Origin of the sequence: Acinetobacter tianfuensis (assembly GCF_003611465.1) — a bacterium.
In the GTDB taxonomy this organism is placed as follows: Bacteria; Pseudomonadota; Gammaproteobacteria; order Pseudomonadales; family Moraxellaceae; genus Acinetobacter; species Acinetobacter tianfuensis.
On the sequence record NZ_RAXV01000029.1, the window covers coordinates 12008 to 36369 of the forward strand.

A 24362-nucleotide genomic window follows, 5' to 3' on the forward strand; every position below is an offset into this window, starting at 1 on the left:
ACTTATGCGGTATTTGAATGTTATTTCCTAATATTCAAATACCGCTAATTTTTGAATCCTTGATATGCATTATCAAATTCATGCAAAGTTCTGTTTTTCTAACCATGCCTGCAATCCAGACCAACTTTTAAAATCATCCACCGCACGTACGATACAATTTGGATTACGTTCTAATAACATTTTACTTAATGCACTTCCAGGCCCAATTTCTAACACGACATCGGGCTGATTTTCTTGTATTGTACTTAAACAGGCATCCCAATCAATCGCATGATTCATTTGGTGAATCAGAGCATTCACGGCATCTGTGGCCTTAAAAAACTTATGTCCACCCGAACCACTAATCATGGCCGTGCATAAACCAGCAAAGTCTTGCTGCTGTAAAACCTGCTGATAGGGCTGAACCGCTGTATCCATACGTGCGGTATGCGATGCAATGGTGACATTTAAGCGTTTAACAAAACGTGTTCCTCGCAATTCGAGTTGCAGAGCCAGCTGCTGTAAATTGGTATCAGCCCCACCCACGACAAAACTACTATCACTCAGTTTGATGGAAAGTGCAGTTGAGGTTTCAGTCAACAACGGTTCAAGCATATTAAGATTGATGCCCTGAACGGCCATTAAGCCACTTGCATGCTGGGTGGCTGAAGACATCAGCGAGGCACGCTGCTGGGCTAAATATAGACCTTGCTCCAAACCTATCTGCGTTGCACAAATGAGTGCGCTTAACTCTCCGAGTGAATAGCCTGAGAAACTCATAAGGTCTTCAATCTCAGGTTTTAACTTTTGCCAACGACACCATTGCAAAGCAAAAATAAAAGGCTGTGCAAATTCATTCGCATACAAGTCTGCTTCGGTTAAATCTGAACAAAAAAGTTGCGGCAAATGCTGCTTTAAAATATCTGATACATGAAGCTCATCTGCCATGCTGAGCAGCTCTTGAACATGCGCTAAGTTTTGGAGTCCTTGCCCACTAAATATGATTGCAAAATTCATGTTCCACCTTCAGCATAAACAAAGTCACTCCCAATAAATCGGCACTGCCCCCCGGACTTAAACGATGCTGAACGAAATAATCTTCCACTTTAGCCACATCTTGCATCCAATTGTGTTGTAGCACACCGCCACGGCCCAAAAACTGCTTGGCGAGATCTTGCACAATATATAAGGCTGACAAACCGCCGCGCCAAACAATATTGGTATCCTGTACATAAGCTATCAGACTGAATAAGGTCTGAATTGCAGCCTGCTGTGTATTGGCCGTTCTGGTATAAATGTCGATATACGTTGGCAAGGCAACATCCATCACCGTTTTAAAACCTGAAGCCACTTCTTCAATCGCCCCAGTGATGCCATATTGACTCCGCATGCGCTGCCCATGACTGTTGGGATTTCGCTCTAAATGATGTAACAGTTCATTCTGCCAAGTGCTTTGAATTTTTTGACTGATTGAGCCTGCATTCAAGGGACTATTATCTGCTAGACATTGCCCTACCGCAGCACTGGCAAAACCCAAATTAAAAATTGCCCCTTTATGGGTATTGATCTGCTGAGTTGCAGCCATCATTTTTTGTTCAGCTAAAATGCCACATTGTCGAATCTCTTCAAAATTGACATCACGATAGCCATTCAAACATTGCGCCTGAAAATAGCCCTGTAAAGCATCCACACTACATTGGAACAAGCTAAAGTCCATATCTCGATGACTGCCCTGCGAACTTGGACAAACCAAACCGGGCTTATGTTCTAAACTGGCTTCATCCAATAACGCCATACATGCCAAACGGTCTAAAATTTCAGCAGCAGTGATAATGCTTGGACATAAAACTTCATGTGGTTGTAGCATCTGCATATTCCAGTTTCCCTTCGAATAATTGTTCTAATCTCAGCATCTCGACACGCTGAATTCCTTTTACGATCACTTGCTGGTTCATTTCAGGAAAAACCGCAATTAACTCATTAAATGACACATGCCAGTCTGGATGGATTTGAATCTCGCCATCTAACCGGATAGAACTCTGGGCTTGGACTTGTTGAATGAACTGTAAAATTTCCGGTACATCATGTTGATGCTGTGGATACAACAACACATCTAAGTCTGAAGTCGGTCTGACATAAATCTCCTGCGTGAGGGACTGATACGCATAGGAGCCATAGACATACACTTTGCAGCCCAATTGTTCTAAATGATCTGCAAAATCACTCAGCACTTTAGGTTGTAGGAGCTGCGAGTCAGCTTCTAACAAAGCCTGTAGAGAAAGCGGTCGAGTAATCTGCTCGATCTCGTGTTTCTCTACTAAGCACGCCACACGATATTTATAACCCTCAAGCAAGCAGTTGATCGCCAGCTTCACTTGTCCCACATCCACATCTTCCTGCCGACAAACGGTCATTGGAATATGTTGGTTCAACAACTGATACACCTTTTGTTTCACCGTTTCTGGTAAAGAAACATCTAAAAAATGTAGGGTTGCTGAATTACAAAGATAAGCTAAGTCATGACGATCCATATCTGCTTCCTTAACTGTGGACAACTTTCTCAATAATGGTATTACACAGCACACGCCCTTGACGCTGCTGCCCCACCACACGGCGTTGATCTGTCAGATAAACCTCAAGATGTTGTTGTTGATTGAATAATGCTTGACTGACCCAGTCGGTCTCCAAATCTGGCCAAATGGCATTGATTGCGCCCATTTTGTAAAAGTTTTCTGCCCCTGGAGCAAAAATAGCTGAGCTTTGTGACAACTCTTTTAACTTTTCGACTGGAATTTTAGTTACCCGTGCCATCGCATTTAAGTCCATGACTTTCACTTGCGAATCACTGAGTGCATAAACTTCGTTTGCCATTAAGCCATAAGAAAGGAAGCCGCCACTGACCGCTTGACCGAAAATAATGGCAAGATTGGCATGTCCACTTCTGCGCAGTAGGTCAACACAAGATGCCAAATGCGCGAAGGTACGGTTTAAGCACAATAACTCATCCGCACGGGAAAGATCTTGACCTTGCGTATCCACAATAAAGACCACGGGAGTTTTATTGCCTTGTTGTACCAATTTCAAAATTTCTGAGGATAATTGAATGGCAATGTCTTGATTGATGGGTGCTGCATTGACTGTGCCGAGAATCCGCACTGGGCCTGCGTCCGTCTGCGCATTTCCCTTAATCACATAACCTTCGATCTGATAATCCAGTTGATGCGGAAACAACTGTTGTAAAAGTAATTCTGTATTCATGAGCTCATCCTTGCTTTAACAACACAACTTCATGGGCAGACAGCATCGGAATTTTTTCTGGCTGTGAAATTCCCATGTCATGCCAAATTTGTAAACCGTCATTTTTACCAAACCAGCGTTGGTACTGCTGCTCAAGCTGTTGCTGTTGCTGCAATAATTGTTCTAGGTCTAAAGGAACTGTCTTAGCGTCGAGCTGCGTTAAAATTGCATCACGAATATCGGCAATATCATCCTCAACTAAAGCCTGTACATGGTTCAGTAAATAACGATGTTTACCGCCTGTAACGCGCCAAACCAGAGCACGGTCTTTCGAGTCAAACTCTTCTACGCCTTTGACTGTTTCAATCACTTCTGGCCCAGACAGTGCCAAACGCCCTTCTTCCGTCATGATGATGGCACTGCTCAAACACGCACTGATGCCCATCCCGCCGAAAGCACCACAGGTGCCGCCAATCACGGTAATAATGGGAATGCCCGCATTTCTTACCTGCAACATGGCACGCATAATTTCGGAAATGGCAATGAGACCTGCATTGGCTTCATGCAAACGCACGCCACCTGAGTCGACAAAAAATAGCACTGCTTGCGCTTGATCTTGAATGGCTTTATGTAAGAGACCGACAATTTTCGCCCCGTGGATTTCACCCACAGCCCCCCCCATAAACTGGCCTTCTTGAGCCATAATATGCACTGGTGTTCCGTTTAAACGCGCTGTACCAATAATCACGCCATCATCAAAACTGCCCGGAATATCCAAAGCAGACAGGTGCGGGCTGGCTTCAATTTCAGTCGGCTTGAGTATTTCATTAAAACTCTGAGCATCGACGACCGCTTGAATACGCGCACGTGCGGTTTTTTCATAAAAACTATTTTTGAGCATCACTTGATCCATGTTCTATACTCCCTTAAACATAGATATTGCCTGGCTTAAGCGCAGGTTCACCACCGCTGGGGTCGCCCCCATATCATTTAACTGAAATTTAAGCCCTGCTACTGCATGACGTTGTGCAAATTCATTCAGTACAGACTGCCAAACGTGCTGAAAACCGACCGCTGATGTCGTGACTTCAATCTGACAAATATCCGCCTGATCATGCTGTGAAACCAAAACTTCTAAATTTCCAGAACCAACCACACCACAAATAACCGCCGCTTGTTCAGCGCTCAGCGGTACTGATTGCAATTCAAATTTTAACTTTTCCATGTCGATCACCAGTTTCTAAAGCGACTTGGGGGACTATATAAACCACCCGACCATTTAACTAAATCTTTCACCGATTTTGCCGCTAACAAATCACGGCTGACCTGTGTTGGATCGATACCCAAATCTTCTGGACGTTGAATAATGCCGCGCTGGCGTAACTCTTCTACTTTGGCCTCATCACGCTGCATCCCCACTGGGGTATAACCTGCCACGCCACGGATGGCTTGTTCCCGTTCTTCAGGTGTGCGGCATAACAGCAAGTTGGCAATACCTTCTTCAGTAACAATATGGGTCACGTCTTCCCCATAAATCATGATGGGCGGGAGTTCGCTCTCCATTTTGTCCTGCAACTGCCACGCATCTAACTCTTCAACAAAGACGGGATGCATATGTTCACGGTACGTTTCGACCAGTTGCACTACCAGTTTGCGACCTTTAATGAGTTTGCCATCGACTGCTTCACGGCCTGCTTTGGTATAGGCATAACTGGCATGACGACGACCATGCGGATCAGAACCCATATTCGGCGCTCCGCCAAAACCCGAAATACGGTCTACAGTTGCGGTTGAACTGTTGCCCTGTAAGTCAATTTGCAAGGTTGAACCAATAAAGAGATCACAGGCATATAAACCTGCAGTTTGACTGAAAGCACGATTAGAGCGCATGCTGCCGTCACTGCCTGTAAAGAACACATCTGGACGTTCTTTAATATAATCTTCCATCCCCACTTCAGAACCAAAGCTATGAATCGATTCGACAAATCCACTTTCAATCGCTGGAATTAAAGTCGGGTGCGGATTCAAAGCCCAATTAGTACAAATCTGTCCCTTTAGCCCTAAGGATACCCCATAGGTAGGCAGTAACAATTCAATTGCCGCGGTATCAAAGCCAATACCATGATTTAAACGTTGAATTTGATACGGCGCATAGATGCCTTTAATGACCATCATCGCCATTAAAATTTGCACTTCGGTAATTTGTGCAGGATCACGGGTAAATAACGGCTCTATATAATTGTGCTTGGGACTTTCAATATAAAAATCGACCCAATCCGCAGGTACATCGACACGCGGTAACTTATCGACAATTTCATTGACCTGCACAATCACAATGCCGCTTTTAAATGCAGTCGCTTCAATAATTGCGGGCGTATCTTCGGTATTCGCACCTGTATAGAGGTTACCTTCACGGTCGGCCGCATGTGCCGTGATTAAACATACATTTGGCGTCAGATCAATAAAGTAGCGCCCATAGAGCTCTAGGTAAGTATGGATCGAACCAATACTGATTTTCTGCTGCTGAACCAATTGTGCTAGACGTAAACTTTGGGGGCCTGCAAAGGAAAAATCGACCTTAGAGGCAATACCTTTTTCAAAGACATCAATATGACTGGGTAAAGCCAATACCGACTGTACAATATGTAAGTCATGAATCACCTCTGGATTACACTGACTTAAACTCTTTGACAAAAAGTCGGCCTGCTTTTGGTTATTACCTTCCAAACAAACGCGATCACCACTGGAAATTACCGTTTCCAAAAGTTCAATCACCCGAGCATGCTCAACTTGTTTTGCAAAGCCTTTTTCTTTGGCAAGGTTTAGTTTTTCTTGTCTACGGGTACGCTGCTTATCCCATAAGCGCGTTTTAACCATTTGGTTCATGGGGTCACCTTTATGCTTTGTTTAGCCGAAGATGGCATTAATTGTGAGAAAAAATACAGATGGCCCAAGTAAACAACCAAGACCGGTATAAAAGGTTGCGACCAATGCGCCATAGGGCACTAAACGCACATCCGTTCCTGCTAAACCTGCAGCTGTACCACTGGTCGTGCCCGCCATTCCACCAAAAACCATGGCAGAACGTGGACTTTTGAGATACATAAATTTTGCAAAGATTGGCGTACCCACCATAAAGAACACTGACTTAATTAAGCCAATTGCAATCGACAGCGCGATAACTTCAGAGCTTGCACCAATGGCTGAACCGGTCACGGGTCCAACGATATAAGTCATCGCGCCTGCGCCAATCGTGGTCATCGAAACAGGATCTTTATAGCCCATCAACCATGCCACCATGGCACCAATCACAAACGGAATCACGCAGCCAAGTCCAAGTGCGATCAACCCCACCTTTCCTGCTTTTTTCACTTCTTTGACGTCGACCTCAAATGCCGTTGATGCAATGGCCAAGTCACGAATCATGGCGCCACCGAGTAAAGCAAAACCTGAGAAAATGGCGATATCTGAAATGCCCTTTTCACCTTGAGTATAAATCCCGGCAAAATAAGCCAAGACCAGCCCCAGAGTAATGGCGATGGCTGAGCTTTGTAACTTCCCTTTGGTGAGATATTTCGATAAAAGATGCGACACATACATCATCAAACCAGTCACTGCGAGCGCCGCGACGAGGGCATTTTTGGTAAAAACCGTAATTATTTCTTCCATTGCGTTTCTTCCTTGTAACCGTATAACTGCTTGTTATTTCGTGTTAAGACAACACCCTTGTCCTCAAGCGGTTTTTTCAGGCTGCTCTACAGCCCATTCATAGCTTTCGTAGTCGCCACTGGATTTATTCAACCAACGAATCACCAATACTGTACCGATAAGCGAGGCAACCGAAACAACAAGCCCCAACATCCCGCCTGACATAGCAGCAACGACGTTTTGGCCTGCCGACATAGCAACAACAATCGGGATATACATACCTGACCAGTACAACACACCAAATTGAGTCACTTGCGGTAAGTGCCCGCGTTTAGCTAAAAGCTCCTTGGATAGAATTAATAAAATCATGGCAATAGCCACACCGCCTACATTGGCTTGGACACCAAGGGCAATTCCGAGAACATTGCCTAGATAAACACCAAGTAAATGGCAGACTGCCAAGATGGCTGTTCCGTAAATAATCATTGCTGAATCCTCCCTGGATCATGCAGCGCTTCTAATAATCTGACTTATAATTTGCTATAGTTATAGCTTATCTGTATCCAGTACACAATCTTTTGTACTCAAATAAACATAAATTGTATACAATTTTTTTTTTGGTGATGTATGACTTCAATTACGGAACTTCCTCTTTCTATTCAAATTAGTAAAAAGTTAGAGGATGATATTATTTATGGCTTTTTTCTGCCCGGGACTAAGCTAGATGAACAAGAGCTTTGCGAACGCTATGGCGCTTCACGCACTCCTATTCGTGAGGCATTGAAGCTACTGGCCGCTGAAGGTTTGGTTGAAATTCGCCCTCGTCGCGGCGCAATTATTCCAACTATTAATTCACTTACCCTTTGTGAAATGTTTGAGGTGATGGCTGAATTAGAAGCCATGTGTGGACGACTGGCAGCACGGCGCATTCAGCCTGAAGAAAAGCTAGAATTACAACGCTTACACCAGTTATGTCAGGACTATTTAAATCAGAACGACTCAGAAAATTATTATGAAGCCAACCGCTTATTTCACTTTGCCATTTATCAAGCAAGTCATAATGCCTTTTTAATTGAACAAGCCTGTACTTTACACAAACGTTTGCACCCGTACCGTCGCCTACAACTCCGCGTTAACCATCGAATGAACCATTCATTTTCAGAGCATAGCGCAATTTTAGAAGCCATTTTTGCAGGTCATGAGCAAGAAGCTGAGACTTTGCTAAAAGCGCATGTAGTGATTCAAGGTGAAAAATTTACTGACTTTATTGCAACCCTTGATCATTTAAAAACATGAGGCTTTGCTGCTCAAAGAGTTAAAAACTAAGCCTATTCTACTGAAATTTAAGTGACAAATTGGGTGTGAGGTCGGCCCAATTCCGTAAATTTATTTAATACGTCTACGCGTGCATGGATCTCATGGCTATCAAAATGCCTTGAATAAAGTTTATCGCCTAATAATTTGATGCAATACATCTTATTTTCGATCAAACTTCACCTATGATAGCCTGACCATTTTTCCATAATGTCCTGCCTAAGCATTTAACTGTTCGAAGTAAGCACTTCATTATACTGAAATTATTTTTATCTTTCCGAGGTCCCGCATTTTTTTCTAGGTGGAATCACTGCATGCGTTTGACGATCTGCGCTGACCTGACGGCATTGTTCTGTGTCATAAGCCCCATCTGTATAGACTGAATCCATCTGCTCATCCAACGGAATTTGATCAAGTAAATCCCCAAGGACTTGCAAATCACTGACACCATTTATTATGAACTGCTTGTATTTGCAAGGTTTTAGCCTCTATACCAATATAAAGCCAGTGAAGTCGACAAGCAGATGAGCTCACCACTATGTTTTAATAGTTAATGTGAATATCAATATGTTTTTGTCGTCTATAGAATATAGAGTAATCTGGTACTGCCGAATTCTAAGCCACTTAGCTTAATTAAACTTTGAACAAAGCCTGTGACCATCCATTCATTTCTTTTGGATGTTTCATTCTATTTCCCCCTTAATATTAGGGTCTGTTGACATTTGTCGTGCCACTTTGCACTCAATGAATAAATTGTTCGGCCCCTTAATGCCGCTGTTTCTAATATTGCAGTAACTTCCCACGCACTATTAAGCGTACAACACATTAAAATTGTTCACACTTTATTACACAAAAAAAATTTAACTTAAAGCAACTTTTTAGCTTTCAACTTAAATTTGATGAAATGAAGAAATCTTTAGCCCGCTAATCAATTAACGATACGGTTAGTTTTTTTATATCAGTTCACTCGAAGTTTTATTCTCTATCATTTGATTATTGGCTGGCCGATTTGGAACAGGAATGAATGGTAGGGTTCGAATAAAAATAGATGACAGATTTAGGCAGGAATATGCAATGTGAGCTTCTTCATTCCCAAATCATATTGCTGAAGAAACTTGTAAGAACAGCTTTATCGGACAACAAAATAACTTAAGTTGTTTATTTTTTCGGATTTAATTGGATGTATAAAAACAAAGAAATGGTGCGCTCAGCGCGCACCGTAAATACAATTTAACTAATTGTTTATTATAAATATTTAAACCCAACCCACATCATTGTACCGCAAAAAATACCGTAAAAATTCAGCATTCTAAAAAATATTGATGATGGCAATGTAGGTCATTACCACCAACGAAATATATTGATTTCAGGTGCTACGACTACCCCACCTGACTATACATTGTTGAATGACAAAATGGCTCAACTAGTCGGTTGGTACAAGTCGGAAGCGCATCAGCGTCATCCTATTGAACGTGCAGCTAAAGTACACCTGGATTTTTTATTGATGGTAATAGACGCACATCACGTCTATTGATGAACCTTAAGTTGCTGAAATCTGGATATCCACCTTGCGTTATTACAGTTGAAAAATCGCGTGGCTTACTATGAAGCTTTGGATCAGTGGATGGCTTATGACAAAACTGAAGCTTTTATCCAATTGATTTCTGAAGCAGTGATCGAAGGATTTAAACCATATCAGATAATTTTAGGAATTTAGAGTTACTCCCATTTATATATTTCTTTATTTGTACTGCTGCTTAGGACATTTTATTTATTAGAGCCTTGTTGCCTAATGCTGTTATCAAAAAATTGTTCAGCGATATAATTTCAGAATGAAGAAGCCTACACATAGAATCTATCATACAAAGAATTGACCTTACCACAAACCTAATTTTATTAACTTATTCAATAGATCTCTTTCATAAATCAAAAAACGATCTTCTTTTTGGTTAATATTTGCACTCCGGATTTCTTAGCATTCGTGCATAATCTGCGGATGAAATACATCGATTCAAACAAGCTTTCTGATCCTCAGTTCAAGTGATACACAGGCATCTCATGGTCAACTTTCTATTTGATGGTTGAGCAATTGAAGAAACATGTCCCTACCAAAGGCAGACCGCCCAAGTTAAGCCTGGAAGACCAGGTTCTGCTCTGTCTAAGCTATTGGCGGGAATACCGAACCTTATTTCACGTTGCGACGAGCTACGGGGTTTCAGAGCCCACAGCCTCAAGAATTGTCCGTCATGTTGAAGACTGCCTGATTCGGTCCAATCTCTTTAATTTACCCAAAGATTTACCCGAGGGCGAAGGCATCGATTGGAATGTTGTGATCGTGGATGCCACAGAAATTCCAATCCAAAGGCCTAAAAAAACAGAAGAAAAGCTATAGCGGCAAGAAAAAGACCCACACTTTCAAAGTACAGGCCATCATTCATTATCAAACTCAAAAAATCCTGAGTTTATGTACGAGTCGTGGTGCCGTACATGATTTCGAACTCTTCAAACGTAACTTGAATCAGATTCCTGCAGGTGCATTTATCATTGCGGATAAGGGTTATCAGGGAATTTATACAGTGTATCCAAATAGCTTGTTGCCATTAAAAGCAAAGAAGCGCTGTAAACTGGATTCCGAACTAAAAATCTATAATCAGGAAATCAATAAAAGAAGAATTGGAATTGAGCATGTATTTGGCAGTTTGAAAACCTTCAAAATTCTTGCTGAGCGATATCGCAATCGAGGCAAAAGACTAGCATTAAGATTCAATCTAATTGCTGGAATTTATAACTTGGAGCTGAGTGAAAAATGACTTATGAAAGAAATCTAATAAATTTAATTAACTATACAAAAAAAACCAACTTATCTTAAATATTGATGGTTTAGACAAGCCTCAGCTTTTGAGTGTTTTTGCAACAAAGCAGAACGCTAATAAAAATATTCTAAATAACATTTCACATAAAATTCACTATCAGATACATACTCTTTAATTGATAGTAAAACGCTGAAATTTATAATTGTAAAAAATTTAGCCGATGCTTTTAAGATAGATTAAGTAAATCGTATCAAATATAAATTTATATAGGTGTATTCTTCAATGGCTATAGAATTTGTTTCAAAATCAAAACTACCTACTGCATTTGGCAATTTTGAAATTATAGCATTTCAAGACCAAAGTACTGGTGAAGAACATATTGCTCTTGCCAAAGGCATGAATACTATTTCTAATCAACCAGTACTTGTTAGAATTCATTCAGAATGCTTAACAGGTGATGCTTTTGCTTCACTGAAATGTGACTGTGGTCCACAATTACATTCAACTATGAAAATGATCAATGATGCAGGTCAAGGTGTGATCTTATACTTACGCCAAGAAGGTCGCGGCATAGGACTAACCAATAAAATTCGAGCTTACGCACTTCAAGATCAAGGACATGATACTCTTGAAGCCAATTTATTATTAAATTTACCAGCAGATGCTCGTAAATATGATATGTGTACCATTATGTTAGATTATTTAAAAATAAAGAATGTAAAACTCATTACAAATAATCCCCTTAAAATTAAATCTTTAACTGATTTAGGAATTAATGTTGTTGAACGTATTCCTTTAAAAGTTGGTTTAAATATCTTTAACAAAGCTTATCTAGAAACAAAGCAAAAACGCATGTCACATCTATATGATAATAGTGATTTTTAAAAGCGATCACTTTTAGAAAAAAATCCACGTATAAAGTTCCATCTCCCTCTCGGGAGAAGACTAAGATAAATACTGTTTTATATTTAATTATGGTTTTAAAGAATACGCAAATACCTATCAAAGGAGCTGGCTTATTATTTATTTTCTCTCAGGATTTGTGAAAAAACTGTGACTTTTTCTAAAGTTGCGTTCATTCCTTTATTAAAAAAAGTGTCGACGAGCGCTGAACCGATAACAATAAGATCTACTTTATTGGCTAAGGCTTTAACGTGGTTTTCATTTTTGATCCCAAAGCCAATTGCAACAGGAATATTAAAAATAGGTTTGATTTCAGCAATCTTTTTCTCAAGATTAGATAGATTGAAGTCTCCTCCTGTTAAGCCATTTTCTGCAACATGATATAAAAACCCTGTCGCGCGTGCTGAAATTTGCTCCAACCTTTCAACTGGTGTCGTCGGCGCGGTCATTGCAATTAAATGCATATTTTTTTCATTTAACTGCACCTCAAATTTTTCTCGATATCCATATGGAACATCTAAAATCAATATTCCATCTATAAGGTTTTCTGTTTCGGCGATAAGTTTCTCAAAACCATATTGTATAATCGGATTTAAATAAGTCATGAAAATTATTGGTGTCTGGTCATCATGCAGCCTGATTACTTTTACCAACTCAATGGTCTGTTTCACCGTTTGACCTGAACCTAAAGCCCTAAGATGCGCTGCTTGAATGATTTCCCCATCTGCCACTGGATCAGAAAATGGAATGCCAACTTCAATAATGTCAGCCCCAGCTTGACCTAATTGGCTCAACAGACGACAACTTTCTGCGAAATTAGGATCTCCAGCAGTAAAATAACAGACCAGACCACTTCGATTTTCCAGTTTCAATTGCTCTAATTTTTGATCTAGACGGTTCATGCTGTAGCTCCTGCAAGATATTTTTTGACCGTGTTTAAGTCTTTGTCACCTCTGCCGCTTAAATTGACAATAATGATCTGTTCTGGCTGCATTTCTTGAGCAAGTTGAATCGCATACGCAATTGCATGGGAACTCTCAAGCGCAGGAATAATACCCTCCTGTTGGCTTAAAAGCTGAAATGCATTTACAGCTTCTTGATCGGTTATAGCCGTATATCTCACACGTCCTGTTTCAAACAGAATACCATGCTCAGGGCCGACACCAGGATAATCTAAGCCAGCCGATATAGAATGCCCTTCTAAAATCTGCCCGTCTAAATCTTGTAATAAATAGGTTAAATTGCCATGCAGCACACCAACTTGACCTTTGCAAATAGAGGCGGCATGTTCACCACTATTTGTTCCTTTTCCACCTGCCTCAACGCCAAACATTTTGACATTCAGGTCTTCTAGAAAGGGATGCATCAACCCCAATGCATTTGATCCACCACCAACACAAGCAACCAAAGCATCCGGTAATTTATTTTCTTTGAGCAGTATTTGGTTTCTGGCTTCTAAACCAATAATTTTTTGAAATTCTCTGACCATCGTCGGATATGGGTGAGGGCCTGCGCCAGTACCCAACAGGTAATAGGTTGTATTAACATGACTAATCCAGTCACGTAATGCTTCGTTCATCGCATCTTTTAAAGTCCCACGACCTTTTTGAACACTTCTGACTTCAGCACCGAGTAATTTCATACGTTCAACATTCATTTGTTGCCGCTGAATATCTGTTTCTCCCATAAAAATGGTACATTTCATCTTAAACAGCGCGCAAACCGTTGCTGTTGCAACACCATGTTGCCCAGCACCCGTTTCTGCAATGATTCTGGTTTTACCCATAAATTTGGCTAATAAGATTTGCCCTACACAATTATTAATCTTATGCGCACCCGTATGGTTCAAATCTTCTCGCTTGAAATATATTCGAGCGCCGCTTGCATAAGCTGTTAGGTTTTTTGCAAAAAAAAGAGGACTAGGACGACCAACAAAGTCCGTTAAAATCTGCTGATATTCAGCCCAAAATTCAGGTTTGTGCCGAACAGTATTAAAGGCTTGCTCTAATTCTTGAAGTGCTGGCATTAAGCTCTCTGGCATGTAACATCCACCAAATTTACCAAAAAATCCCAAGTCATCAGGACCATTACCTGTATAAGGGGTTGTCATCTCATATCTCTTACTGTATCCATTTTTTTCATCTTAAAATATTTTCATTTTTCTGATAATTGATATATTTTGAGCTGATGATGTTAGAAAATTTTACAACATGAAACGCAGAACACTCCCTCCCCTTAATGCTTTAAAATCATTTGAAGCAGTTGCTAGAAATAAAAGTTTTAGCTTAGCTGCGGAAGAATTGTGTGTCACCCATAGTGCGATTAGTCATCAAATAAAGCAGTTAGAAGAATGGTTAGATAAAAAATTGTTTATTCGACATTCCTCGACCATCTCTCTGACGGCGGACGCCGAAGAATTATCGCTCGTTTGTACGCAATTTTTTAATCGTTTAGAACAATGTGTCTTTGAGTTAACAAATAAAACATCAGAGGTAGAGGTGGTAATAGGCGCTTCTCATAGTTTTATGGCAAATTGGCTGATTCCCCGATTAGAAAAGCTCGAAGTCATTTATCCCAATATCCATATCAAATTAATGACATGTAATGAGTTAAAATTATTAGAAAAAGAGAAAGTTGACATATTGATCAATAGCATCAGTGAGAATCATCTACTTCCTAACTTTTTGAATAAATATCTGTTATTTCCCGATAACATGGGTCCTATTTGTAATCGTGAAATAAATCTTCTTCATTCCGTAAATGATCTTTTAAACTATCCATTACTTCATACCCACTCAAATAAAAGTGCATGGCATACATGGTTTGATCAGTTTCAAATAAGCTTTTGCCCAAAATCCAATGACCGTTATTTTGATAGTCTGAATTTAATGATAGAAGCTGCCGTGTCTGGGTTAGGAATTGCCATAGCACCTCAAATTCTAGTAGAAAAAGAAATGTTAAATGGAAAGATCATTGCCCCTTTTGATTTTATCTATTGTGACTATAATTTTTATGCAATGGTCAGAAAAAATAATGAAAATCGTGATGTTATGAATATCATTAATTGGTTAATGGCCGAAGAAAAAAGTTAAACATTTAATCTTTGATTTGAAAAATTCTATTCAATTGCTCATCTATAACGTCTATTTCACATTCTATTCACGCTGTGCTGCCTAAGGTATAAACATACACTTCATACGGACACTGATGATGAGACTTGTAAAAACACTAATTGCTACAGCCTTATCCTTGCCGCTTCTGTTGTTAGCCGGATGTAAAAGTATTCCCAGTTATTCAGACGATTACGCCCAATCCAGAAATGGTATTCAGGGGATAGCGCTGGATCAGGCTAAAGCTCAGGATATCGGCCTCCGCTTTACCTCAGCCTTTAATACCTTGGGCACACCTGAATTCGTTGAAAATGCTGGAGCACTGTATGCCGACCAGCTGTTTATTAACGATACGCTATCGCAATTTTCATCCCGTCAAAATCTACTCGAGCACTTTCAAGGCATGAACAAACGGGTCAGCAAGGTCAGCGTCAAGCTGTTAAACGCTTCTTATCATCAGGACTCTGCCTATGTGCACTGGCATATGGCCTATGATTTTAAATTGTTCGGCACGACCCGCAGTATGGACTCTTACGGTATCAGTGAAATCAAGATCAACGAAAACAACAAGATTATTTTCCAGCAGGATTTCTGGGACCCTGCGAATGGCCTGTACCGTTCCCTGCCTTATGTTGGAGGGGTCTACTCATGGCTACTGCCTTTCAAAAAATAGCGATTAGTACAGCGTTAGTGATGGGATGTAGCTTCTGTCCATGGGCACAGGCACAAAGCCTGAATCAATGCGGCAATGGTCCGCTGATGGTGGGTCAAAAACAGGTCGGTATGGCCAGTTATTTTGCCCAAAACTGTAGCCAGTCCTGGGAAAAACAAAATATACAGATGGACTTTTCCTATACACAGAATATTCCGGAATGGGCATTTAAGCGTGCGGCCACACATTTACTGAAACGTAATGTTAAATTCGCAAAAATACATGCTCTATTCAACCCAATCACCGATTTGTATCGTCCGGTCAGATCAGGCGACCTCTACCGTTTAAAATACAACCATGCTACACAGACCCTGAGCTTATCTTTGAACCAGCAAAGTTTAGGGCAGCTTAAACATCCTCTGGCACAACAATATTTTAATATATGGCTGGGTCCCCAGCCATTTAGTGCTAAATTAAAACAGCAATTATTAAATTAGTGTCTGCCGCTATGTCGAAACATTTTATCCTGATGGTTGAAGACCATTATGAACTGGCCTCTACCCTATGCGAGTTTCTTGAAGAACATGGCTTTGTGGTCGATCACGCCCGCAATCTGAGTGCTGCTAGACAATTACTGAAACAGCAACGCTACCATATCTTGCTACTAGACATTAATTTGCCTGATGGTTCTGGTTATGAATTGTGCGAGTGGTTACGCAATGAAGAGGGGTTGGACTTACCTGTCTTGATGCTTACCGCTCGGGATACCTTGGATGACAAACTTAAAGGCTTCAATTCCGGCACGGATGATTATCTGGTCAAGCCCTTTGACTTTAACGAGCTAGTGGTTCGGGTCAAGGCCCTGATCAAACGTTCCCTGGGTGAAGTATCTAGCAGTCGTCTGCAAATTCATGACCTAATTTTGGACCCAGCAACACAACAGCTAACTCGAGCTGGGCAGAACATTGAATTGCCTCCGATTCAGTTTAAACTTTTGAAGCTACTAATGCGACATTCTCCTAAAGTACTGACCAAACAGGAAATTATGATGCAGCTTTGGGGTGACGAAGAGCCAGAAAGTGATGCTCTGCGCAGTCATATCTATAATTTACGAAAAATGGTCGATAAACCCTTTGAACAAAAGCTGATTCACACCATATCTGGGATTGGTTTAAAGATTGCTTTCGAAGATGAAGCCTAATTTAGGTACACAACAACAATCAGTCCAGTGGTCATTGCTAGATCAACATTCTGATGAGTGTCAAGATAATATTGCCTGTCAAACAGCTCCACACGCCAACCTAGCTGTTTGCATAGCTTTTGCACCAATTGCAATCCAATACCATGCCCTTTGATTTCCAGTTGTAGCTGCTGACCAGACAGTTCCTGAACTTTAGAATTGTTAGGTAAAGGCATGCCGACTCCATTGTCAGCAATCAGTACTTTATTTTTTTCCATAATCACATCAATTTCTGTGCCCTGTGAATAGTTCAGCGCATTGCGCAGAATATTGCCAAACACCATTTTGGTCATGGATGGATAAAGTTTACGCGGCTGTTCATCGAGGTCTTTTTGCAGGTCTATCTGCATGCCTTTGTTATGACTGACACTCTCCAGATCCTGCACAAGATTGTCCAGACATTCTGAAAGCATGGTCGGTTCAGCAGTTAAAGTGTTGGTGGTATTGCGGGCAATTGCCAGCAAGGTATCGACCAGCAGCTGCATGTCTTCAATGGTGTTATGCAGGCGGGTAAAGGACTTGTTGTCGCCATAGCGTGCCTGACACAGCTGCACATTGCCTTTTAAAATGGTCAGTGGCGTGCGCAGCTCATGGCTGACATCTCCGGTAAATTCACGCTCACGCTGAATAAATTCGCTTAATACCTGATGATATTTTTCCAGCGCCTGCTTGAGGTATTCAGCTTCCAGATTAGAGTCGGTGCGGATGTCCTGAAAAGGCGAAGCCTGATTTTTCTGATGTTCCCAGTCGATATATTCCAGCGCATTGGCCAGACGGGTAATCGGGGAAAAATAGCGCCGGGCCCGACGGTTCCACCACCACAGCACACTATATAGCACAAACAGGCTGACCATCAGCGGTGCCAGACCAAACAGCCACACCAGCTTGTTGACGTTGCTTTCGCCAAAGACCAACAGGACATGCTGTCCGTCTTTTTCACCATACACAGTCATGCGCTCCTTGCCATCGACAAAATGCCGATTCACTCCTTGCTCAAGCTGCATGTGTCGAAACTGGAGCGGTGGGACATCGTTCCAGCGGTAACCATACAGGTTTTTGGTGTCGGGCAGTTCAGCAGCCGGATTACGTTCCAGCCGCTGCCAGTAGTGTGACATTTCCTGTTCCAGTGCAGTTCTGAGCAAGGAACCCTTGATTACCCAGGCACTACAGGCAATCCCAATCACCACAGACAAGGCAATGAATCCGATTTGCAGCCAGTAATAGCGGTTAAACACCTCACCCAGAGGATGATCGTGTTTGTCCCTGAACAGCTTTAACATTGGTGCATTCCCCGCTACCCCATCCGATTCGCCATTCAATTATACGGTTTTCTTTTTAAACAGAAAGTGACCGATCACCCACTCGCGTCCATGCTCATAACCGAACAGCTCGGCACAGGCCATAAAGAAAATCCGCCAGCGTTGCCACCAGATTGCGGCATCCGCGCCATAAGTTTGTTCAAATAAGGGCTTTAGCTCGGCCTGTTTAGCATCCATATTTTCTAGCCAAGCATTTGCGGTACGTTCATACTGCGTGCCCGCCCATTGCCAGTGCTGTTCTAGCTGTAAATGCTGCTGAAAATGTAGGAAAGTTGAGGCTGCTGGCATCAAACCACCACTAAAGAAATATTGCGACATCCAGTCAAACTCATTTTTGACTTCAAAAGGATAATGCAAGAAACGATGACAGAAAATATGACACCACAATAAGCCATTTGGTTTGAGCCAAATACTGATATTTTCAAATAGTTTTTGATAGTTACGCACGTGCTCAAACATCTCCACTGACACCACACGATCAAAAGAGGCAGGTTCAAGTTGCAACACATTGACATCACAAGTGATCACCGTCAGGTTATCCAGTTTTTTTAAACGGGCTTGTTCCTGAATATACTCGCGCTGCGTTGAAGAATTTGACACGACTGTAATACGGGCCCTTGGATAACGCTCGGCCATATATAGACTTAAAGAACCCCAACCGCAGCCAATTTCCAAAATATCCTGCCCGTCTTTCAGTTGTGCTCGCTGGCAATAGCATGCAAGAGCAGCTTCTTCGGCTTGGTCTAGCGTTGTATCGGCATGTTCAAAGAGACTCGCGCTATATTTCAAACGCTTACCGAGTACTGCCTGAAAAAATGCGGTCGGCAGTTCATAATGCTGTTCATTGGCTTTGTCTGTCTCAATGGCAATTTCGCTGTTTTTCAGCATGGTCAGCACATCCATATAGCGCTGCGCTGCCAATGCGGGGTTAAACCGACCTTCTTGTGCCAAACGTTTTTTGCTTAAAGTACGAATGCCTGCACGAATCACTGGGTCTGGCACCTTGCCATTTTCGATCAGTTCTAAGGTTTTTTTAATCATAAAGTCCATGTATTTACCTACTCTTTGGGTGGCCACGGAATAAACATTGAAGTTCGTCGTTGATAGTCTTTATAGTTGTCGCCACGGTGGGCGAGCGCCTGTTTTTCACTAAAGGGAATACCTGTAAAGTAGTACAAGAATAGCCACATCAGCAGTGGATATATCCATAATTCATAGCATCCTGCTGCCAAACCGAGCACTGGATAGGCAAACCAATGCAGCCATTCAAAAAAATAATTCGGATGGCGCGAATATTTCCACAAGCCCTGATCCATGGTTTTACCTTGATTCTGTGGATCTAGCTTAAAACGGTAAAGTTGCTGATCGGCAGTGCTTTCACCTATCAAAGCCAAGAGCATGATCATACCCGCCCCAATCACAGTGACCAAAGTCCAGTCATTCCATTGCTCGGTCGAGATACTTAACAACTTCAGCATTGGGTAGGAAAACAGTAGCGCCAAACCTGCCTGAAATATAAAAAACACCAGAAAACCAAGATGCTGATAATCCCCCATCGCTCGGCGCATGTTGGCATAACGCGTGTCTTCTTGGGTTTCATTGGCATAGCGCCGTAACAGATGCCAAGTCAGCCGTGAAAACCAGATCCCACTCGCCAGTCCCAGAAATAACCGAACCAACAGTGGTGCACTGTGAATCGCCCAAGCGGCAATAATCATGTTTAGGGCAATACTGAAACTCCAAGCGACATCGACTAGCCCTGCTCTGCGGTTATAGGTCACCAACACCCAGCTACAGAGCATGATGAAGACATTCAGCATCAGTAAATTCAGCAGCATTTCGTCCCTCCTGTTTTATCTTGGCTTAGTAGGCACTGGCTTCGAACAGCAGATGTACATCACTGATCACGCCTTCGCGGAAGCCACCTTCGCAATAACACAGATAAAAATCCCACATGCGGATAAAACGCTCATCAAAGCCGAGTTGCAGGACCTGATCATGCTGCTGCAAGAAACGCTGACGCCAGTGGTGCAAGGTCTGGGCATAGCTCTGGCCGATATCTTCCAGATGTTTGAGACGCAGTTTTTGTTCGGAAGCGGTCTGGGTCATGACACTGATACAGGGAATAAAACTGCCTGGGAAAATATAGCGCTTGATATAGTCCACGGTATTCAGGGCTTTGGCATAGCGTGCATCTTCAATGGTGATGGCCTGAATCAGGGCCAGACCATTCGGTTTCAGCAGCTCACGGCATTTCTGGAAATAGGTGGATAAATATTGCTCACCCACTGCTTCAATCATTTCAATCGACACCAGCTTGTCGTATTTGCCTTCCAGTAAACGGTAATCTTTCAGCTGCACAGTCACACGATGTGACAGTCCGGCTGCAGCGACCCGGGCCACGGCTTCATCATACTGTGCTCTGGAAATGGTGATGGTGGTGACTTTGCAGCCATACTGCTGCGCGGCATAAATGGCAAAACCGCCCCAGCCGCTGCCAATTTCGACCAAATGATCCATCGGTTTGAGTTGCAGTTTCTGGCAGATCAGCTCTTTTTTATAATCCGAAGCCTGTTCCAGGCTCATGCCCGGCTCTTTAAACACCGCACTGGAATACATCATGCTGTAATCCAGGAACAGCTTGAAAAAGTCATTACTCAGGTCATAATGCTCGGCAATATTTTTGCGGCTGCCATCAATCGAATTCTTGCGCGATTTATACCAGACCTTTAACAGTAACTGGCTGGCTTTGGCCACTGCATTCTGATTCATCAGATCCAGCACATCGCGGTTACGTGCCAAAATGCGGATCACATTGACCAGATCTTCACTGCTCCAGTAACCGCGGATAAAACCCTCTGCTGCACCGAGCACACCATTACGGAACAACAGTTCCATCAGACGGGCATCATGCACCTGAATCACAGCCTCAAGATCGCTGTTTTCCCCGACCGACCCGTTCCAGACGCCTTTAAAAATCAGCTGACCATGCCGTAATTTCAGCAAATGCCGTAATACTACCGGCAGTGTGCTTTGCTCTCCCATGAATAGTGTTTTCATTGCAATGTGTTTCCTTTTTCTTTTTTAGGATGCCGGTAAAACGGAATTTTCTTTTTCCATAAACGAAAGGCATGCAAATAAATTCCGCTGATCATCCTGAAGGGTTCAAGAACTTTCAGCACAGCATAGCGATGCTGCTGTGAAGGAACCGTGATGGCCTGCAGGGAAAATTGCATCGTGGCATCGAATTGCAGCACGCCCTGCTCAAACAGCTGCATATGAATCACGTTCTGCTGATCGGAGAAGCTGAAGCGCCAGCGGTAATCCAGTGCCATCGGCATGAACGGCGATACATGGAAAGCCTTTTTAAAATCAAACTGGTGGCTCTGGTACGGAGCATGTTCAGCTGTATTGTTCCGGCAGTCGTGGATATAGACCTGACGTTCATTCCACGGTGTGTTGGTGATTTCGCTGAGGACAAAGAGCAGTTGATCGGTGGCACCAAAGACCAGATAAAACACCACGGAATTAAAGCGAAAGCCGAGTGTGCGCGGCAAAGCCAGCACCCGGATGGAAGCGGCATGCGATAACAGATAGTTTTCCCGCTTGATCAGCAGGCGTGCGACCTTCTGCCGAATCGAACCACATTCCATGGTCAGAAAGTCACGCTCATCCAGGGTCAGGAAATTCCAGCGGCTAGAGGACCACAGCCAGGATTTTCGGGTAAAGGTCGAGAGTTGATCCGGATCAAACCATAAATAGGTCAGCTGGGTCTCAAAAGCATGGGCTTTGGGCAAATAACGGCGATGCCGAATTTCGGCAGCGGCGATCGCCAGTGGATAGATCTGCATCATGTGCTCCTAGGCCACCTGCTCAGTCTGCTGCAATAGCTGATCGACCACCCAGGCTGCGCTGCGCGCCCCATCTTCGTGGAAGCCCCAACCCCAATAGGCGCCGCAGTATGAAGTCCGGTTCTGGGCATTAACCTCGCTCCAGCGTTGTTGTGCTTCAATCGCCGGGGCATCAAACACCGGATGGCGGTAATACCGCTCTACCCAGACTTTTTTCGGATCCAGGGCAAAATTAGGATTCAGGGTGGCAAAGACCTGGGTTTTGCATTTCAGGTTCTGCAGCTGGTTCATCCAGTAACTGAAACCATAATGAATGCCGCTGTGCTGGAATGGGGTATGTTCAGCAGCCTGACTCGGCGTCACATGCACATGCCAGCTGGCCCACTGGCGTCTGGATTTGGGCATGATGCGGGTATCGGAATGCACCACCATACGGTTATCCTGATAGCGGAACTTACCGAGTACATCCAGTTCCTGCGCAGAAGGGTCTTTCAGTAATTTCAGACTATCATCAGCATGGCTGGCAAACACGACCCAGTCAAAACGTTCGGTGCCCTGTGCTGTTTCAACTAGTACATCATTGGCACTGCGGGATACATGCAGAACACCCATCTTGCGGAAGGTAATATTCGCCTGGGACTGAATCGCACGAACGTAGCGAGCTGATCCCCCCTTGACCGTAAGCCATAACGGCCGGTCTTTTAATTGCAACATGCGATGGTGCTGGAAAAAGCTCACCACAAATTTATAGGGAATCTGTCCGGCTTGCTCCACCGGGCAGGACCACAGCGCTCCACACATCGGATAGAGATGTTCCTGACGGAAGGCTTCAGAATAACCATGCTGATTCAGATATTCATCAATACTGAGCTGTGCATCAACCTGCTCCACATCCAGATCTTTATTGGCGGCATAGAAGCGGAACAGATCCGACAACATCGCGCGAAAATCAGCCTTTAAAAAGTTTTGCGGTCTAAACAGCAGCGAGAATTTTTTCGATGGATTGTACTGCAAGCCCGTGACCTGATTGTTCACCGAAAAGCCCATGTCACTGCTTTGCGATTGAATCCCGAGTTCTTTCAGCATGGCGCAGAACAGTGGATAGTTGTGCTCGTTAAACACAATAAAGCCACTGTCTACTGCGACCTGTTCGCCGTCTATATTCAGCTGATGGGTATCGGTATGGCCTCCAAAGTAATTATTCTTTTCAAAGACCGTGACTTCATGCACTTTGCTGAGTTTCCAGGCGGCATACAGACCGGAAATACCTGAACCAATAATCGCAATTTTCATGGTGATTCCTTCGATTGAATCGTGTGAGTGCCTGCCGTAGCGGCTTTTTTCTGTTTCCGAGCCTGGGCAATTTTACTGGCTTCATAGACCCGTGCCGGAATCGGCTTGAGTCCCCAGACCAGCCCGAACAAAGACATGAGTTTCAGCAGGTAATAGGTCACATCAATCTGCCACCAGTAAAAACCCTGCCGGGTACTGCCGGCATAATAATGGTGATTGTTGTGCCAGCCTTCGCCTAAGGTAATGATGGATAAGAATAAGTTGTTGCGACTGTGATCTTCAGTGTCAAAATCCCGGCTGCCATAATGATGCGCCAGTGAGTTAATACACAAAGTGGCATGGAGCAGTAACACAGTGGAGACCACAAATCCCCAGACCAGCAATTGCAGGCCGGAAGTGCCGAGTTGAGGTAAAGCCGTGGCCAGCCACTCCCCTAGCGCATAAATCCCGCCCGCGGTCAGCAGCACCACAATTAAACTGAAACGGTCCAGCCAGATCAGTTCCGGATATTTCAGCCAATCTCTAATGACTTCTTTACGCGTGGCAAAGTTATATTCGTTTAAAAACCAGCCAACGTGGCTGTACCAAAAACCATGCATGGAGGAATGCGGGTCTTGCAAGGTATCGGTATAGCGATGGTGATAACGGTGGTGCGCCGCCCACCAGAGCGGGCCACGCTGCGCACTCATGGTACCCATCAACACAAACAGGAACTGTACTAAACGCGAAGTCTGAAAAGTTTTATGTGACAGATAACGATGAAAAAAAGCGGTGATGGAAAACATGCGGATGAGGTAGAACGCCAGCATAAAGCCCAGCGCAAACCATGACACTCCCACCCAGAACACGGCGAGACAGGCTAGATGTAATAGAATAAAGGGTAAAATCCTCAGCCACTGAATCTTGCTGTTTTCAGCCGTCAGTGTTTCGGGCGCTGTGGGTGTAGACCAGCTGTCTATCCATCGCATCAGACTTTTCAACATGGACTCATCCTATTTTCAAG

The 24362-nt window shown here is 43.1% G+C and carries 26 protein-coding genes and 2 pseudogenes; 9 read left to right on the forward strand and 19 right to left on the reverse strand.

The genetic code is table 11. The features are described from left to right. Positions 1–78 precede the first annotated feature (78 nt). From D7V32_RS12585 to madL, 9 genes are all read right to left on the reverse strand, one after another. Complete coding sequence (locus tag D7V32_RS12585) at positions 79–996, reverse strand: acyltransferase domain-containing protein (RefSeq protein WP_120403205.1); 918 nt, start codon at positions 994–996, stop codon at positions 79–81. Then, on the reverse strand, positions 974–1846 hold the full coding sequence (gene mdcB / locus D7V32_RS12590) for a triphosphoribosyl-dephospho-CoA synthase MdcB (protein ID WP_228200216.1): 873 nt from the start codon (positions 1844–1846) through the stop codon (positions 974–976). The genes D7V32_RS12585 and mdcB overlap by 23 nt, the downstream gene beginning before the upstream one ends. Next, entirely contained in the window at positions 1830–2510 is a 681-nt protein-coding gene (gene mdcG / locus D7V32_RS12595; RefSeq protein WP_120403207.1) for a malonate decarboxylase holo-[acyl-carrier-protein] synthase, read from the reverse strand. Before mdcG ends, mdcB begins: the two co-directional genes overlap by 17 nt. A gap of 10 nt (positions 2511–2520) precedes the next feature. After that, a complete protein-coding gene (gene mdcE / locus D7V32_RS12600; protein ID WP_120403208.1) occupies positions 2521–3237 on the reverse strand; it encodes a biotin-independent malonate decarboxylase subunit gamma in 717 nt (238 codons plus the stop codon). A gap of 4 nt (positions 3238–3241) precedes the next feature. Further along, positions 3242–4129: a biotin-independent malonate decarboxylase subunit beta gene (locus D7V32_RS12605; protein WP_120403209.1), complete on the reverse strand. Its 888-nt coding sequence runs from the start codon at positions 4127–4129 to the stop codon at positions 3242–3244. Between the two features lie 3 nt (positions 4130–4132). After that, positions 4133–4441, reverse strand: coding sequence for a malonate decarboxylase acyl carrier protein (gene mdcC / locus D7V32_RS12610; protein ID WP_120403210.1), 309 nt, complete (start codon positions 4439–4441; stop codon positions 4133–4135). Between the two features lie 5 nt (positions 4442–4446). Next, positions 4447–6102 carry a malonate decarboxylase subunit alpha gene (gene mdcA / locus D7V32_RS12615; RefSeq protein ID WP_120403211.1) on the reverse strand — a complete coding sequence of 552 codons (1656 nt, stop codon included), beginning with the start codon at positions 6100–6102 and terminating at the stop codon, positions 4447–4449. A gap of 21 nt (positions 6103–6123) precedes the next feature. Continuing rightward, positions 6124–6885, reverse strand: coding sequence for a malonate transporter subunit MadM (gene madM / locus D7V32_RS12620; protein ID WP_120403212.1), 762 nt, complete (start codon positions 6883–6885; stop codon positions 6124–6126). 63 nt (positions 6886–6948) lie between these two features. Next, positions 6949–7350, reverse strand: coding sequence for a malonate transporter subunit MadL (gene madL / locus D7V32_RS12625; protein ID WP_120403213.1), 402 nt, complete (start codon positions 7348–7350; stop codon positions 6949–6951). 141 nt (positions 7351–7491) lie between these two features. Here madL and D7V32_RS12630 point away from each other — a divergent pair, with 141 nt between their 5' ends. After that, positions 7492–8160 carry a GntR family transcriptional regulator gene (locus D7V32_RS12630; protein WP_120403214.1) on the forward strand — a complete coding sequence of 223 codons (669 nt, stop codon included), beginning with the start codon at positions 7492–7494 and terminating at the stop codon, positions 8158–8160. Between the two features lie 47 nt (positions 8161–8207). Here the strand turns inward: D7V32_RS12630 and D7V32_RS12635 are convergent. Next, positions 8208–8839: pseudogene (locus D7V32_RS12635) on the reverse strand (transposase); the annotation flags it as partial. A gap of 645 nt (positions 8840–9484) precedes the next feature. On the opposite strand from D7V32_RS12635, the pseudogene D7V32_RS12640 reads away from it, so the two are divergent. The 4 genes and pseudogenes from D7V32_RS12640 to ribA form a co-directional block, all read left to right on the forward strand. Continuing rightward, positions 9485–9895, forward strand: a pseudogene (locus tag D7V32_RS12640) (Fic family protein); the annotation flags it as partial. Between the two features lie 360 nt (positions 9896–10255). After that, complete coding sequence (locus tag D7V32_RS17340) at positions 10256–10570, forward strand: transposase family protein (RefSeq protein WP_228200217.1); 315 nt, start codon at positions 10256–10258, stop codon at positions 10568–10570. After that, entirely contained in the window at positions 10518–10988 is a 471-nt protein-coding gene (locus tag D7V32_RS12650) for a transposase family protein (protein ID WP_120403215.1), read from the forward strand. Before D7V32_RS17340 ends, D7V32_RS12650 begins: the two co-directional genes overlap by 53 nt. A 285-nt stretch (positions 10989–11273) precedes the next feature. Beyond that, a complete protein-coding gene (gene ribA / locus D7V32_RS12655) occupies positions 11274–11876 on the forward strand; it encodes a GTP cyclohydrolase II (protein WP_120403216.1) in 603 nt (200 codons plus the stop codon). 134 nt (positions 11877–12010) lie between these two features. On the opposite strand, the gene trpA is transcribed toward ribA, so the two are convergent. Then, positions 12011–12796: a tryptophan synthase subunit alpha gene (gene trpA, locus D7V32_RS12660; protein WP_120403217.1), complete on the reverse strand. Its 786-nt coding sequence runs from the start codon at positions 12794–12796 to the stop codon at positions 12011–12013. Beyond that, entirely contained in the window at positions 12793–14004 is a 1212-nt protein-coding gene (trpB, locus tag D7V32_RS12665) for a tryptophan synthase subunit beta (RefSeq protein ID WP_120403218.1), read from the reverse strand. The genes trpA and trpB overlap by 4 nt, the downstream gene beginning before the upstream one ends. Positions 14005–14104: 100 nt before the next feature. On the opposite strand from trpB, the gene D7V32_RS12670 reads away from it, so the two are divergent. The 4 genes from D7V32_RS12670 (at position 14105) to D7V32_RS12685 (ending at position 16857) form a co-directional block, all read left to right on the forward strand. Beyond that, a complete protein-coding gene (locus D7V32_RS12670) occupies positions 14105–14986 on the forward strand; it encodes a LysR family transcriptional regulator (RefSeq protein WP_120403219.1) in 882 nt (293 codons plus the stop codon). A gap of 118 nt (positions 14987–15104) precedes the next feature. Then, a complete protein-coding gene (locus tag D7V32_RS12675) occupies positions 15105–15677 on the forward strand; it encodes a nuclear transport factor 2 family protein (protein ID WP_171407659.1) in 573 nt (190 codons plus the stop codon). After that, entirely contained in the window at positions 15653–16153 is a 501-nt protein-coding gene (locus D7V32_RS12680; protein WP_120403221.1) for a chalcone isomerase family protein, read from the forward strand. Before D7V32_RS12675 ends, D7V32_RS12680 begins: the two co-directional genes overlap by 25 nt. Positions 16154–16164: 11 nt before the next feature. Then, entirely contained in the window at positions 16165–16857 is a 693-nt protein-coding gene (locus D7V32_RS12685) for a response regulator transcription factor (RefSeq protein ID WP_005177281.1), read from the forward strand. Here D7V32_RS12685 and D7V32_RS12690 read toward each other — a convergent pair. From D7V32_RS12690 to D7V32_RS12720, 7 genes are read right to left on the reverse strand one after another with little or no spacing between them, the layout of a single operon-like run. Next, a complete protein-coding gene (locus D7V32_RS12690; RefSeq protein ID WP_120403222.1) occupies positions 16854–18176 on the reverse strand; it encodes a sensor histidine kinase in 1323 nt (440 codons plus the stop codon). The two genes, D7V32_RS12685 and D7V32_RS12690, sit on opposite strands and share 4 nt — an antisense overlap. 39 nt (positions 18177–18215) lie before the next feature. Further along, on the reverse strand, positions 18216–19265 hold the full coding sequence (locus D7V32_RS12695) for an SAM-dependent methyltransferase (protein ID WP_087549556.1): 1050 nt from the start codon (positions 19263–19265) through the stop codon (positions 18216–18218). Positions 19266–19273: 8 nt separating this feature from the next. Continuing rightward, a complete protein-coding gene (locus tag D7V32_RS12700) occupies positions 19274–20053 on the reverse strand; it encodes a DUF1295 domain-containing protein (protein WP_120403223.1) in 780 nt (259 codons plus the stop codon). Between the two features lie 25 nt (positions 20054–20078). After that, positions 20079–21275, reverse strand: a complete 1197-nt coding sequence (locus D7V32_RS12705; protein ID WP_120403224.1) for an SAM-dependent methyltransferase — start codon at positions 21273–21275, stop codon at positions 20079–20081. After that, the gene (locus D7V32_RS12710) at positions 21272–22066 is read right to left on the reverse strand and encodes a DUF1365 domain-containing protein (protein WP_120403225.1); all 795 of its coding nucleotides are present in this window, start codon (positions 22064–22066) and stop codon (positions 21272–21274) included. Before D7V32_RS12710 ends, D7V32_RS12705 begins: the two co-directional genes overlap by 4 nt. Before the next feature lie 9 nt (positions 22067–22075). Beyond that, the gene (locus D7V32_RS12715; RefSeq protein WP_120403226.1) at positions 22076–23359 is read right to left on the reverse strand and encodes an NAD(P)/FAD-dependent oxidoreductase; all 1284 of its coding nucleotides are present in this window, start codon (positions 23357–23359) and stop codon (positions 22076–22078) included. Beyond that, complete coding sequence (locus D7V32_RS12720) at positions 23356–24342, reverse strand: acyl-CoA desaturase (RefSeq protein WP_120403227.1); 987 nt, start codon at positions 24340–24342, stop codon at positions 23356–23358. The genes D7V32_RS12715 and D7V32_RS12720 overlap by 4 nt, the downstream gene beginning before the upstream one ends. Positions 24343–24362: the final 20 nt, after the last annotated feature.